Below are 13,705 nucleotides of genomic sequence, written 5' to 3'. Positions count from 1 at the left end.
TGAACCCATACTGGCCGCCGGCCCAGCCCTGGCTGACTCGCAGCCAGGCGCTGCTGTGTTCGTCGTTCTTGGAGTAGCGATCCCAGGGGAAGCGGACTTTTACGCGGCCGTGTTCGTCGCAATGGATTTCTTCGCCTTCCGGGCCGGTGACCATCGCCATCTGCGGGCCATCCATTCTAGGCCGTTGTTTAACTTGCGGACGCCAGCTACGGTCGGCGGGAATGGCGTTGAACTGGTTGCTGTAGCTGGTGGGTTCGGAACCGCCCTCTTCTTCCAGCGCCTGGGGCTGTTTGCCGGTGTGGGTGATGCCCGTCAGCAGCCATTCCCGGTTCAGGGACTCGCTGTCGTGGTCGCTCAGGGTCACTTTGGCGCCGGCGGTGAAGTCCGCGCGGTTGCTCTTGCCCTGGGCGGTGCTGGCGTCGTTTCTCAGGGCGTCCAGGCGGGCGTCGGTGAAGGGCTGGCCGCTGGCGTCCTGTTTGAAGCGACCCGGGTAATCGTAGTGCTGGTAATCTTCCCGGTGATTCGGGCTGCCGGCCTGCTGTTCATGCATCAGGGCGTAGGCCGGATTTTTGAAGGTGTAATCCTTCAGGGCCACGGCACTGGCGCGGACCCTTTCCTGATGGGCGAAGCGGAACACGCAGGGAACCTTGGTGCTGCCGCCGGCCTTGCCGTTATAGGTCACGGATTCCAGTCTGGGGGCGTCGCCGTGGTGGTCGGCGATGATCAGGGCCGGCGGTTCTTCGCCATCCACTGAGCCGTGGTGATAACGGTAATGCCAGCCTTCCTCGGCCGACAGCCGCTCTAAAAACCCCAGGTCGCTTTCCCGGTGCTGGACGCAGTATTCCCGTTCTTCCGGGCGGCGTTTCAGGTCGAACACGGTATCGACGATGCCCCGCTCTTCCAGCAGGGTTCGCACGATGGCGTCGGTAGTTTGAGCCTGGAAGATGCGGCTGTTCTGCATCAGGCTCAGGCGCCACAACGGGGGCTGAATGATGAGTTCGTAGCGGGTGCGGCGGTGACCAGCATCACCGCGGGCGAATTCGTTGACCATGCCCGTGAAACGCCGCAAAGGCGCGCCGTCCTGCCAGATGACCAGATCCACGGCCTGTTCCAGTACATCGGCTGCCGATACCGACGGGTCGGTGCTGGCCAGTTTGAGCTTGCCGTGAAACAGTTCGGAAAGGGCTTCGGTCAGCTCGAAGCCGACAACGGAAAAATGATCAGAGGAAAATCCGCCAATGGTGGCGGTGAACTGCAGTCCGCTTGCCTGGGGCATGTCTTCGGTCCCTGATGATGTGGTGTTGAGTCCATACGTCGCTCGTCCTGAGCGGTGCCGATTATATACAGATTTCGGCGATTTTTAACAGCCGGGGTATCCAAACTGTGATCAGTAGCCGGTGCTATCGACGTCCAGATCAAACTCAAACTCGGTTGCCCGTTGGACTTCCGTCCGGAACTCTCCAGAGGCCTCAAGCTCGAACCAACGATACCCTGGCGGCAATTCCTCCACGGCAAACTGGCGGGAACCAGAAGTAAACTGGATACAGGTGGAAGGCGTGGCCAGCAATCTCACCCCATGGCGCTCAAGATCGTGTTCCTGATGGATGTGGCCCCACAATACAATTTTGACCTGAGGAAAGCGTTCAACCACCTGCCAGAAAGCATCCCGGTTACGAAGGCCGATGCCCTCCATCCAGTCGGATCCGATGTCCACCGGATGGTGGTGCAATGTAACCAGTGTCGGCAAACCCGGATTCTGCTCCAGTGTCGATGCAAGAAACGAAAGCTCTGCATCCGCCAGCTCACCATACACGTGACCACGAACGGATGAATCCAGCAGGATGAACTGCCAGCCGCCCTGGATAATATGCCGACGACTCGCCTGGTGTTCACTGGCAACCCGCTGCATGACATCCGTCGCGTCGTGGTTACCAGCTATCCAGGCCGACGCACAGTGAAACGCCCGCAGCTTGTCACCAAAAACACGGTAAGCCTCTTCCGAGCCGTCCTGGGCAAGATCACCGGTAGCCAATACCAGGTCCGGCTGACCATGCTCCCTGAGCACCTTTGTAATAACAGCATCAAGACTGTCCCGGGTGTTCACGCCCAGCAACTCCCCCGCCGGGTCGGCCCGGAGATGAGGGTCAGTGATCTGTAGCACCCGGAGAGCCCGGGATGTGTCCTTTCTGGTCATGGCGCTCTGTTTCGTATCTGGGCAAGACGCTTGGCTTGAGACCGGTTATACGGAGAGAGTAATCCGTTTTCTCACCTCTGAACTGAACCATGATCACATTATGCCTCTTAGTTACAGGACATATTGCGTCATTTGACAACTTTGACACAGCATTTACGCTTCGCCATCACATCTTAGTTCACACTCAAACCCATTCTCCACCGCTCTCTAGTCAACCCCCTCACCAGCTGACCAGAGAGAATGCTCCATGGGCAGGTGCCCGAAACGCAGACAGTAATCCAGCCAGTCGGCCAGAAAGCTGTTCACCTGCACCTTTTCATCGGGGTGATGCATAAAACGGTTGGGGTAATCGTTGACCGGCGCAATCTGACGATCCCGATAGCAACTGATCACTTCTGCCATCGCAGCATCGTGATAGACACGCACCGTCAGTTGAGGATTGTTTAGCCATCGGCCGGCGTTATGAATCTGCTCCAGCAGGAGGGTTTCGGTGAACCGTGCGGTCTGGAGTACTTTGATCCGCACACGCCCGAGGTACAGATCTTCCCGGTGCAGCTCGAACTCGGAAACCGGCTTTCCGGCCGACTCCAGCTTCCGGAGTTGATTCAGGCGCAGGTAGTTACCATCGCACAGCGCCCCCAGTCGCCTGAGATCCGGCACGTAGCGTTTGGGTTTCATGGACCACTCACTCATCAACCCCACCTTTCCCGTATACGGTCGCGGTTGAGCTGAAGCCATTGCAAAGCAATGATCGCCGCCGCATTGTTGATACGACCATCCTGGATCATGGCAATCGCCTCCTCTGAACTGAATACGTGGGCACGGATGTCTTCATGTTCGTGTTCCATGCCAAACAAACCGCCGGCCGACTCAGTGCTTATACAACCACAATACAGGTGTATGAGTTCCGTGCTACCTCCGGGAGACACGAGGTAATCGCAAATTTTATCCAGTTTGCTGAAGGTCAGGCCCGCTTCTTCCTGCCCTTCCCGTTGCGCAACTTCCTCGGGTGTTTCGCCCTCTTCGTTCATGCCTGCGACCAATTCCAGCAACCAGGGCGACTGGTCGCGGTCCATCGCGCCAAGGCGAAACTGTTCCAGCAACACCACTTCGTCCCGCTCAGGGTCATAAGGCAGCACACAGGTGGCATCACCACGGATAAACAGTTCCCGGGTGAATACGGGCATGTCGCGGCCGTCAAAACGCGGGTGGGTCAGCCACAGCTTGTCCATGCGGAAGAAGCCCTGGAAGACGGTTTCGCGCTTTTCGACGTTGACGTCGCTGGCTTTGAACTGAAACGGTTTGGTCATCGTTCACTCGGTTGCTCAATCAACTTCGAACGATAGCCGTTTGTTCGGTGTAACTGCAAGCTCTGGCCACAGCCTGACAGTTTTAGGGATAGGGTCGTGTCGGGAATTGCCTTCTGAAACATCAGCTTTGGGTGCAAGACAGGCATTGGGAAATACTTCAGCAGACTAGTTCCGAATCTGGACCATCCAGACTGCAAGAAACTCCCGGTATAACTCGACAGCTTGCCTGAGCCGGGGTGGCAGGGCTGTTCAGGAGTGTGCGGAGCCAGGGATGGCGGAGCCCAAGCCGCACAGGGACGTCTTGAGGCGTCTCCTGAACAGCCCTGCCACCCCGGCTCCCCCCGCCAACCTTCAGGCTAGGGATTCGCAAACTCCCAAAGCCTCAGATCTTGTCGTAGAGCTTACTCCCGGACTCCACGAACTCCCGGGATTTCTCCTGCATGCCGGCGTCGACCGCAGAAATCTCATCAATGCCCTTCTCCGCTGCATACTCACGCACTTCCTGGGAGATCTTCATGGAACAGAACTTCGGCCCGCACATGGAACAGAAGTGAGCCACCTTGGCGGACTCCTTGGGGAGGGTTTCGTCGTGGTAGGCACGGGCAGTGTCCGGGTCGAGGCCGAGGTTGAACTGGTCTTCCCAGCGGAACTCGAAGCGGGCCTTAGACAGAGCATTGTCACGGATCTGGGCGCCCGGATGGCCTTTGGCCAGGTCGGCGGCGTGGGCAGCGATCTTGTAGGTGATGATACCGGTTTTGACGTCGTCCTTGTTGGGCAGGCCCAGGTGCTCTTTCGGGGTGACGTAGCAAAGCATGGCGCAGCCATACCAGCCAATCATCGCGGCCCCGATGCCGGAAGTGATGTGGTCGTAACCTGGCGCGATGTCGGTGATCAGTGGGCCGAGAGTGTAGAACGGCGCTTCGTCACAGCATTCCAGCTGCTTGTCCATGTTCTCTTTTACCAGTTGCATGGGCACGTGGCCGGGGCCCTCGATCATGCACTGGACATCATGCTTCCAGGCAATTTTGGTGAGTTCGCCCAGGGTTTCGAGCTCACCGAACTGGGCTTCGTCGTTGGCGTCGGCAACCGAGCCGGGGCGCAGGCCATCGCCGAGGCTGAACGAGACATCATAGGCTTTCATGATTTCGCAGATGTCTTCGAAATGCTCGTACAGGAAGCTTTCTTTGTGGTGAGCCAGACACCACTTGGCCATGATAGAACCGCCACGAGATACGATGCCCGTGGTGCGCTTTGCGGTCATGGGCACGTGGTGCAGGCGTACACCGGCATGAATCGTGAAGTAATCCACGCCCTGCTCGGCCTGTTCGATCAGCGTATCCCGGAAGATTTCCCAGGTCAGGTCTTCGGCTACCCCGCCAACTTTTTCCAGCGCCTGGTAGATAGGCACCGTACCGATGGGCACCGGGGAGTTGCGAATGATCCACTCACGGGTTTCGTGGATATTCTTGCCGGTGGACAGGTCCATGATGGTGTCGGAGCCCCAGCGGGTGCCCCAGGTCAGCTTTTCCACTTCTTCCTCGATCGAGGAGCTGACTGCGGAGTTACCGATATTGCCGTTGATTTTCACCAGGAAGTTACGGCCGATGATCATCGGCTCGGTTTCCGGGTGATTGATGTTGGCGGGGATAATGGCGCGGCCGCGAGCCACTTCGTCCCTGACGAATTCCGGCGTGATTTCCTGCGGCAAGGAGGCGCCAAACGACTGCCCCGGATGCTGATCCTTCAGCAGCCCCTGTTCTCGCGCTTCGTGAAGCTTCATGTTTTCGCGGATGGCGATGAATTCCATCTCGGGAGTAACGATGCCCTTACGGGCGTAGTGCATCTGGCTGACATTTTTACCAGGCTTTGCTTTCAGCGGCTTGCGCTCGTCCATGAAACGCAGCGGATCAAGCTGGGGATCTTTCATGCGTCGACGGGTGAATTCCGACGTGTAGCCGTCCAGCTGCTCGACATCGCCACGCTCTTCAATCCAGGCGGCACGGATCGGCTGCAGGCCTTTGCGAAGATCAATGGTGGCCTCGGGGTCGGTATACGGGCCGGAGGTGTCATACACCATGACCGGCGGGTTCTTTTCTCCCCCCATCTCGGTCGGCGTATCCTGCACAGTAATTTCCCGCATAGGCACCCGGAGGTCCGGGCGGCTACCCTGCACGTAGATCTTTCGTGAGCTTGGTAAGGGTTTGATTGCGGCCGAATCGACTTTGGCTGAATCACTCAGGTAGGACGGTAAGTCTGTCATCATGCGCTCCCGGAACAGATTGGGGAAATATCGGGTCGCGTATGACGGAGCCGCAGGCACTGTGTTTTCCCTGTCAGGGGCCCCGCTGAAGGATTTAATCCAAGGGGGATTTCACGTGGCTTACAGCAATATTGTCTTAATCCCTACGCCGGTATTATCCGGATCAGGTCGCGGGTTCTGCGTTGCAATCTCAGCCAGCCTGATTTGTACTCAGACCAGCACCCCGTCAAGACGCGAATTCGTAATGCATGACACTCTAAATGAGTGCCGTCTGCAAGTGTAGAGATGCGGGCAATTATTGTCCATAATGGCCAGCCAGACTTGCTCGCTGTTGCCCGGAAGTATCCATCAGAATGCAACATAAGCGCTCCGGAGTGGAGCAGACGTGCTTACGTACCAGGAGACAGAATGAAGAAACGATTGCTTTCAGGAATGATTGGCTTGCTTGCGGCACACCCCGCCTTTGCCATGGATCTGATCGAAACCTACGAGAAGGCCCTTTCCTACGACTCCGGAATCGCTGCCGCACGCGCCAGTTTTGAGGCCCAGGAAGCCGGCACTGATGTTAGCCGCGCGAACCTGCTCCCCCAGGTCAATGCCTTCGGTGAAGCCAATTATACCGACTCGGAAAGCCCCAACCAGGACGTGGACTACACCACCCTGGCCTATGGCATCAGGTTGACCCAACCACTGTTCCGGGCCGACGCGTGGTACGGGTACGACGCCAGCAAATTTCAAAGCGAAGCCGCACGTGCGGATTACAATCTGGCACAACAGCAGCTGATTTTGGATGTTGCTACTGCCTACTTCAATGTATTACGTGCAGCAGACACACTGACCACTGCACGAGCCACCGAAGCGGCGATTCAGCGTCAGTACGAACAGGCTCAGGAGCGTTTCGATGTCGGCCTGATCGCGATCACAGAAGTGTACGAAGCCCGCGCCAGCTACGACGACAGCAAGAGTCAGCGGATTGCTGCGGAAAGCGACCTGGACATCGCCCGAGAACAACTGGCGCGTCTGACCGGTGAATACACGGAAGAGCTGGACAACCTCAGGGAGAATTTCCCTTTAGGTCGCCCCGAACCGATGGACCCCACCAAGTGGGAAATGACAGCCCTGGAGCAAAACTGGTCAATTCAATCGGCGATGTACCAACTGAACACCAGTGAAGCGAACCTCAAGGTATCCAAGGCCGGCCACTACCCGACGCTGGACCTCAATGCCTCTTACGGGAAGAGCGACATTGACGGCCTTGAGAATGGCGCAGCGCCAGTGCAGCTGCGCTCAGACGGCACCACCACCGAAGCGGTCATCGGCGTAACCCTGAACGTACCGCTCTACCTGGGCGGTGGTACACAGGCCGGGGTTCGTCAACAGCGCTCACTGGTCACCGTTGCCGAGCAAAGCCTGGAGACCACCCGCCGGGATGTTCGGGTCAACACCCGCAGCCTGTTCCGTACGGTGAATACCAATATCGAAACCGCGTCTGCCCTGGAGCAGACCATCATTTCCCGTCGCAGTGCACTGGATGCTACTCGCGCCGGTTATGAGGTGGGCACGCGCAATATTGTTGAGGTACTGGATGCGGAGCGTGCGTATTACGTGGCGCTGAGGGATTACGCCAACTCCCGCTATGACTATGTCATCAACACCCTCAGCCTGAAGCAGGCTGCGGGCACCCTGAGCCCTCAGGACCTGATCGACCTGAACAACTGGCTCAGCGCGTCAGCTCCGGGTATTGAGGCCCTGGCCAACGAAGAGGAAACCATTGAGGACCCGATGGAGTAGAGTAATCTCCAGCCTCCGGTGCGCTCGCGCCGGAGGCGCCATCACACCCGCTCAACAATCCCATCCACCACCTTTTCCAGTGCACCACGGTTCGCATCCACCACGGCCAGGGCGTTATCCCCTGCCCGCCTGGCGGAATCCGGATCGGCCATCAACGTCATCACACAGTCCGCCAGCGCGGCAGACGATGGCGTGAGATATAAACCATGCCCGGCATCCAGGCGGTTGTAGATGGTTTCGAAGTTGAAAATGTGAGGGCCGGACAGCACCGGCATTCCCCAGGCAGCCGGCTCCAACGGGTTATGGCCGCCACGCTCGATCAGCGATCCGCCGACAAACGCAATATCAGAAGCACCATACAGCATCAGCAGCTCCCCCATGGTATCCCCGAGATACACCTGCACATCTTCCGGGACCGGCTCCGTTGCCCCTGACCGGCGTGACAGTTTCAGCCCCATCGGTTCCATCAACTCCGCGACCTTATCGAAACGCTCAGGATGCCTCGGCACAATCACCAACAGCGCGCTGGGAAATTTCCGGAGCACCGCCTTGTGGGCCTCAAGAATCTGTTGATCCTCCCCGTCATGGGTACTGGCGGCAATCCAAACCGGACGGTGCTCTCCAAGCTGTTGCCTCAAAGCGGAAGCTTCTGACCTGAGTTGTGCGGAGATATCCACATCAAATTTGATGCTACCTGTTACCGAGACGGATTCGGGCTCCGCACCGATCCTCAGGAACCGGCCAGCATCTTCCTCCGCCTGGGCGGCTATCCAGCAGATGCTCTGCAACAGCGGCCGAACCAGCGAAGGCACCCGCTCGTAGCCCCTGGCGGACCGTTCGGACAGGCGGGCATTGATCAGGAAAATGGGGACATCATGCAGGAAGGTATTGGCAATCATGTTGGGCCAGAGTTCGGTTTCCATAATTACCAGCGCCATCGGACGCACCCGCTCGGCAAACCGGCGGACCGCACCCGGTGTATCGTACGGCGAATATGCATAGCGTACCTGGTTGCCGAACATCGCCTTGGCACGGGCAGACCCGGTTGGCGTCATTGCTGTCATCAGGATAGGAACTTCGGGGTTGCGCCGCAGCAGAGCTTTCACCAGAGGCGCGGCTGCAATGGTTTCCCCTACCGACACCGCATGCACCCAGATGACCGGCTCCGGGGAGGGAGTGACGTATCCCAGCCGCTCCTGCCAATGCTTCCAGGCTTCAGGGTTATGACGCCCATGCCACCACAAGCGCAACAGCACAAACGGCAGTGCGAGGCGGAAAAACAGTGAGTACAAAAAGTGCAGCATGAGGTCTCCGGGGCGGTAATTCGGAGGCATTCTACCGAAACATCAGACAGTTCGCCTGCATTGCTACTTTAGTCCACAGGAAGCACCCTGCTAAACTCCTGTTTCGTATCCGGACCATAGACGAGATGACCCTAGCGTGAGCAAGCGCCCTTCAAAAAAACGCGATACCCGATATACAAGTTACTGCCACCCCCGCTGGTGGCCCACGTGGATTGGCATTGCCCTGATGTGGCTGATGTCGAGGCTGCCGCTGAAACTGCAGTGGTGGGTCGGCAAACTGGTTGGTGGGCTTGCGTACCGCCTGATCCCCCGCCGGCGCCACATCACCGAGGTCAACATTCGCCTGTGCTTTCCCGAGCTCTCCGCCGAGGAGCAACAAAAGCTGGTTCGCAAAGCCTTCCACTCCAACGGCATTGGCATCATGGAAATAGGACTCGCCTGGTTTCGCGATCCCAAAGTCTATTTACCGGTGACCAAGGTGCATGGTCTGGAACATGTGGATGCGGCGCTGGAAAAAGGTCATGGCATCCTGCTGCTCGGCGGCCACTACAGCACCCTCGACCTGGGGGGCAGCCTGGTCACCGAATTCATTGAAGCCGATGTGATGCAGCGGGATCATAACAATCCGCTGATGAATGCCATCATGACCCGCGCCCGGGAGCGGCGTTACGGTGTCGCCCTGGACAGCAAGAACTTGCGGGGCCTGCTCAAACGGCTTAAACAGAACCGCATCGTCTGGTATGCCACCGATCAGGATTACGGGCGCAAAGGCATCGTGTTTGCGCCCTTCTTCGGCGTGCCGGCCGGGTCCATCACCGCAACTTCGCGGATTGCAGAGCGCAGCGGGTGTGCGGTCGTGCCATTCAGCCACTTCCGGCGAGACGATCAACCCGGATATGACATTTACTTCCACCCACCACTGGAAAACTTCCCCTCCGGCGATGACATGGCAGACGCGACACTGGTCAACCACACTATCGAGCAGGAAGTCCGACGTCATCCGGACCAGTATCTCTGGATGCACAGACGCTTTAAAACCCGGCCCTCGAAAGACGATCCGGATCTCTATCGCAAGGACCCGCATTGAATGCAGACTGATGCCCCAGTGGTCTGGCTGCTGACCGACAACAAACCGGGACACCGAAACCAGCTTAAGGGGATCGGCAACCGCCTGCGGGTTCGGGCCGGGGCCGCGCTCCACTGGATCGATGCCACGGAGCAACGTGTGCCTTTGTGGCGTGCCCTGCTGGGCATTGCCCCGGTAATGGACGCCTCCTTACCCCATCCGGCTCTCATTATTGGTGCCGGCACCTCAACGCATCGCTTACTGTTGGCGCTGCGCCGCACTGCTCGCGCAAAAACTGTGGTATTGATGAAGCCCTCGTTTCCCATGGGATGGGCAGATGCAGTGATTCTCCCGGAGCATGACGGGGTGACCTCTGACAAACGGCTACTCACCACACAAGGTGTTATCAACAGCATCACGCCCCTGGCACGCATCACGGAAAAACCTGAGGCTCTGGTTCTGATCGGCGGCCCATCCCCCCACTTTGAATGGGATGACAGCGTGGTATTCGACCAGCTCAGCCAGTTGATCGCGGATTACCCGACCTGGCGCTGGACCATCAGCAGCTCACGACGCACGCCACCCAGACTCGCAGAGCGCCTTGAAGAGCTGGACAGCCTCCGGGTCAGCGTTGTAGACCCCAAGCGCACTCACGAAGACTGGCTCGCCCATCAGTTATCTGCCTCAGGCGCCGTCTGGGTGACTCCCGACAGTATGTCCATGGTGTGTGAAGCGGCCACATCCGGCGTTCCGACCGGGCTGTTCCAACTGCCTCCGAAGTCAGGGAGCCGGGTAGCAAAAGGTATTGACCTGCTGGTAGAGCGAGGCCGGGTTGCCTGCTGGAGTGACCATACCAACGTTATGGATCATTCGCCCGGAGAAAAGCCCAGGTTGTGGGAGGCGGACCGGGCCGCCCAATGGCTTATCCGCCTGTTTCTCAGTCGAGGTAAGTCATGAGAGTTCTCCAGATTCTACCCGCACTGTACAGCGGAGGTGTCGAACGAGGCACTGTGGAATTTGCAGCCGAACTGGTGAAACAAGGCCATGAGTCGTTCGTGGTATCCAACGGGGGACCTCTTGTCCGCCAGCTGGAAAAAGGTGGGTCAACCCATATCACCATGCCGGTTCATCGCAAATCTCCCGCCTCTTTCGGGCAAATTCTCCCTATGCGCCGCCTGCTGAAAGACATCCGACCGGATGTAATCCACGTCCGCTCCCGAATGCCCGCCTGGATTACCTGGCTGGCCTGGCGCGGACTTCCTGACCACGAACGCCCGGCTGTGGTCTCAACCTTCCATGGCATGTATTCAGTCAATCCCTACAGCGCCATCATGGCCAGGGCAGACCATATAATCGCCGTTTCGGATTGTGTACGGGATTACGTTATTCGTAACTTCCAGGTTCCCGAGGACAAGCTGACCGTGGTTCAACGAGGGGTCGACGTCGACGGGTTCCGTAACCGGACTCTCGACTCCGAGTGGCGAGCAGGGATCCTGACCCAATACCCACAGCTCGGCGACAAGCGCATTATTATGATGCCCGGACGAATCTCCCGTTGGAAAGGCCAACTGATGTTCCTGGACGCAATGGCCGAGATCGTCCAAAAGGCCCCCGACTGCCACGGCATCATTGTTGGCGGGGTGGAGCCCGGCAAGGACCGTTTCATGGAAGAACTGGCGCAGCGACGGGAGGAGCTGGGACTGACACACCACATTACGTTTCTGGGGCAACGTAATGACATGGCTGAGCTGTACCTGTTATCGGACATGGTCTGCCATATGTCCACCAAACCGGAACCCTTCGGCCGCACGGTAACCGAGGCACTGGCTTCCGGAACACCGGTGGTGGCCTTTGATCGCGGCGGTGCAGCAGAAACCCTGCGCGCCTGTTTTCCGGAGGGGCTGGTTGAGCCGGATAATACCCGCCAGTTTGCGGAAGCGGTGCTCAAAATTCTCGGCGCACCAACGCCCCCGATCCAGGTTCCGCATCGCTTCCGGCTGGAGGCGCAGACACAGGCGACACTGGCGATCTACGAGCGCCTGTTAGCCGAGCGACGGTCTGAACCATGGCTCATTCGCTGACCATAGCCCTGATACTGGCCACCCCCGGGAGTGGCTGGGGCGGCATGGAAAAACACACAGCGGAATTGTCAGCGGCCCTGGCTGATAGAGGACACCAGGTCCATGTTCTTGCCCATCAATCCTACCAGAACCGGTTTTCTGCCAATGTGACCGTACACCCCCTGCCGTTTCAGCTTGGCCGGCGTAATCCATGGTTGAAGTTCCGACTGAGGCGATTGCTGAACTCGATCAGGCCCGACATTGCCCATGCACAGGGTAACAAGGCCGCCAGCCTTCTGAGCGCCGCGCGGTATTCAAGCGGAGCGACCGTTGGAACCGTCCACGGCACAAAAACGTCCCATAAAGCGTTTCAGCAACTGGACGGTGTTATTGGTGTCAGCCGGGACATACTCGATTCGATCGAACACCACAACAAACAGCTTGTCTACAACGGGCTCGGCAGGCCCCCGACCGGCGAGAACAACAATGCCAACGACACCATCATTCCGATTCCGGTGGACAGGCCACTTTTGCTCGCCGCTGGCAGGATGGAGCAGGTCAAGCAGTTCGACCGGTTGATCAGGGCCTGGGCGGACGCATCGCCTACAGGCAAACTCGTCATTCTCGGCGACGGGCGTGAGCGGCCCGCTCTATTGGCATTGGTCAAGGAGCTGGGTATGGAACAGCGCATTCTGCTTCCGGGATACGAAACCAACATGTATCCCTGGCTCAAAGCGGCATCGACTTGTGTCATCAGCTCACGCCGGGAGGGTTTTCCTTACATTATGGTGGAATCCCTGCTGGCTCATTGCCCGGTGCTGTCCACACCGGTGAGCGGCGTTGGCGATTTTCTTCCTGCAAGCTGCCTGGCCGACTCTGACCGTATCGGCGACCTTTCCAATCTGATAACCACCCACATGAATTCCTCCGTGCCGCTGCGGGAATTACAGGTCAACAGTTTCACCCGAGCCGCAGAAACCCTGACACTCAACGCGATGACAGAGAAGACTGAACAGTTCTATCTCAAACTGACGGGTGCTCCTTCACCACGGCACGAATGACCCGGTCAGCCACCAATTCATGCCCCACAGACGTGAGGTGTGTGCCATCACTCATCAGACATGCCTCTCGGCGCTCCCAAATAGCGTCGTACGCATCCGCCAACACCGCATTGGGCTCACGCTCGCTTATTTGCAGCAACCCCCGGTTGTAAGCCTCGATTCGCGGATTGCGCGGCTCATCCAGATTGGGTGGCGTTGCGACCAGAACGAACCGGGTAGCCGGAGCCGATCTTACGATTCCCTCGATGTTGGCCAAATACTCCGGCAACGGAACTTGCTCAACGGCACCTAACCGATCGAGCAGTCGAAAGCGACGCCCAAGCTTTTTGATTTTTTTGACGAGCTTGCGTGCAAATTTTCGGAGGGGATTATCCGGGTAGTACAGAACGTAGGGTGCGCCACGAAAGGTCAGCCAGGAATCCACCAGACCGTACTGGATAAACGCTATCTGGTATCGTTCCGGAGGAAAAGCACGGGCATACCTGAGCAACTCACGGGTCGTGCTCATGGTGTGACCGCAGTTCTCCAGACGCAGCCCAAGGCGATCTGCGACCAACGCCGGCCACACCGGTTCGTGGTAACCTTGCACCCCTTCGGTATTACAATCGCCGTATGCAATACAGCTCTTCATGTTGCGATTTCCATAAGATAGCGAGGAA

At 58.2% G+C, this 13,705-nt stretch carries 12 protein-coding genes and 1 riboswitch; of the genes, 5 read left to right on the top strand and 7 right to left on the bottom strand.

Going from position 1 to position 13,705, the window contains the following annotated elements; translation table 11 throughout:
* From tssI to thiC, 5 genes are all read right to left on the bottom strand, one after another.
* Window positions 1–1,276 (bottom strand): type VI secretion system tip protein TssI/VgrG (tssI, locus tag Q0Y21_RS07095; protein WP_297793096.1); only part of this gene is annotated, 1,276 nt, incomplete at its 3' end.
* A gap of 111 nt (window positions 1,277–1,387) precedes the next feature.
* Window positions 1,388–2,194, bottom strand: a complete 807-nt coding sequence (cpdA, locus tag Q0Y21_RS07090; RefSeq protein WP_297793094.1) for a 3',5'-cyclic-AMP phosphodiesterase — start codon at window positions 2,192–2,194, stop codon at window positions 1,388–1,390.
* A gap of 207 nt (window positions 2,195–2,401) precedes the next feature.
* Window positions 2,402–2,887: a DUF1249 domain-containing protein gene (locus Q0Y21_RS07085; RefSeq protein ID WP_297793092.1), complete on the bottom strand. Its 486-nt coding sequence runs from the start codon at window positions 2,885–2,887 to the stop codon at window positions 2,402–2,404.
* Entirely contained in the window at window positions 2,887–3,504 is a 618-nt protein-coding gene (locus Q0Y21_RS07080; RefSeq protein WP_297793089.1) for an NUDIX domain-containing protein, read from the bottom strand. The genes Q0Y21_RS07085 and Q0Y21_RS07080 overlap by 1 nt, the downstream gene beginning before the upstream one ends.
* 382 nt (window positions 3,505–3,886) lie before the next feature.
* Window positions 3,887–5,764, bottom strand: a complete 1,878-nt coding sequence (gene thiC, locus Q0Y21_RS07075; protein WP_297793086.1) for a phosphomethylpyrimidine synthase ThiC — start codon at window positions 5,762–5,764, stop codon at window positions 3,887–3,889.
* A gap of 123 nt (window positions 5,765–5,887) precedes the next feature.
* Window positions 5,888–6,000: riboswitch (TPP riboswitch) on the bottom strand.
* A 172-nt stretch (window positions 6,001–6,172) separates the two neighbouring features.
* On the opposite strand from thiC, the gene Q0Y21_RS07070 reads away from it, so the two are divergent.
* Complete coding sequence (locus Q0Y21_RS07070; protein WP_297793084.1) at window positions 6,173–7,555, top strand: TolC family outer membrane protein; 1,383 nt, start codon at window positions 6,173–6,175, stop codon at window positions 7,553–7,555.
* Between the two features lie 41 nt (window positions 7,556–7,596).
* Here Q0Y21_RS07070 and waaA read toward each other — a convergent pair whose 3' ends face one another.
* On the bottom strand, window positions 7,597–8,859 hold the full coding sequence (waaA, locus tag Q0Y21_RS07065; protein WP_297793081.1) for a lipid IV(A) 3-deoxy-D-manno-octulosonic acid transferase: 1,263 nt from the start codon (window positions 8,857–8,859) through the stop codon (window positions 7,597–7,599).
* 136 nt (window positions 8,860–8,995) lie between these two features.
* Here waaA and lpxL point away from each other — a divergent pair, with 136 nt between their 5' ends.
* From lpxL to Q0Y21_RS07045, 4 genes are read left to right on the top strand one after another with little or no spacing between them, the layout of a single operon-like run.
* Window positions 8,996–9,946 (top strand): LpxL/LpxP family Kdo(2)-lipid IV(A) lauroyl/palmitoleoyl acyltransferase, encoded by a 951-nt coding sequence (gene lpxL, locus Q0Y21_RS07060; RefSeq protein WP_297793078.1) that lies wholly within the window; start codon window positions 8,996–8,998, stop codon window positions 9,944–9,946.
* Window positions 9,947–10,882: a mitochondrial fission ELM1 family protein gene (locus tag Q0Y21_RS07055; protein ID WP_297793077.1), complete on the top strand. Its 936-nt coding sequence runs from the start codon at window positions 9,947–9,949 to the stop codon at window positions 10,880–10,882.
* The gene (locus Q0Y21_RS07050; protein ID WP_297793074.1) at window positions 10,879–12,006 is read left to right on the top strand and encodes a glycosyltransferase family 4 protein; all 1,128 of its coding nucleotides are present in this window, start codon (window positions 10,879–10,881) and stop codon (window positions 12,004–12,006) included. The genes Q0Y21_RS07055 and Q0Y21_RS07050 overlap by 4 nt, the downstream gene beginning before the upstream one ends.
* Window positions 11,991–13,046, top strand: coding sequence for a glycosyltransferase (locus tag Q0Y21_RS07045; RefSeq protein ID WP_297793071.1), 1,056 nt, complete (start codon window positions 11,991–11,993; stop codon window positions 13,044–13,046). The genes Q0Y21_RS07050 and Q0Y21_RS07045 overlap by 16 nt, the downstream gene beginning before the upstream one ends.
* Here Q0Y21_RS07045 and Q0Y21_RS07040 read toward each other — a convergent pair.
* Window positions 13,009–13,677, bottom strand: coding sequence for a GDSL-type esterase/lipase family protein (locus tag Q0Y21_RS07040; RefSeq protein WP_297793068.1), 669 nt, complete (start codon window positions 13,675–13,677; stop codon window positions 13,009–13,011). The genes Q0Y21_RS07045 and Q0Y21_RS07040 overlap by 38 nt on opposite strands.
* Window positions 13,678–13,705 lie beyond the last annotated feature (28 nt).

Source organism: uncultured Marinobacter sp., from assembly GCF_947259545.1.
Taxonomy (GTDB): domain Bacteria; phylum Pseudomonadota; class Gammaproteobacteria; order Pseudomonadales; family Oleiphilaceae; genus Marinobacter.
The sequence above is the reverse complement of the archived record's forward strand: the minus strand, read 5'-3'. Positions and strand labels throughout refer to the sequence as shown.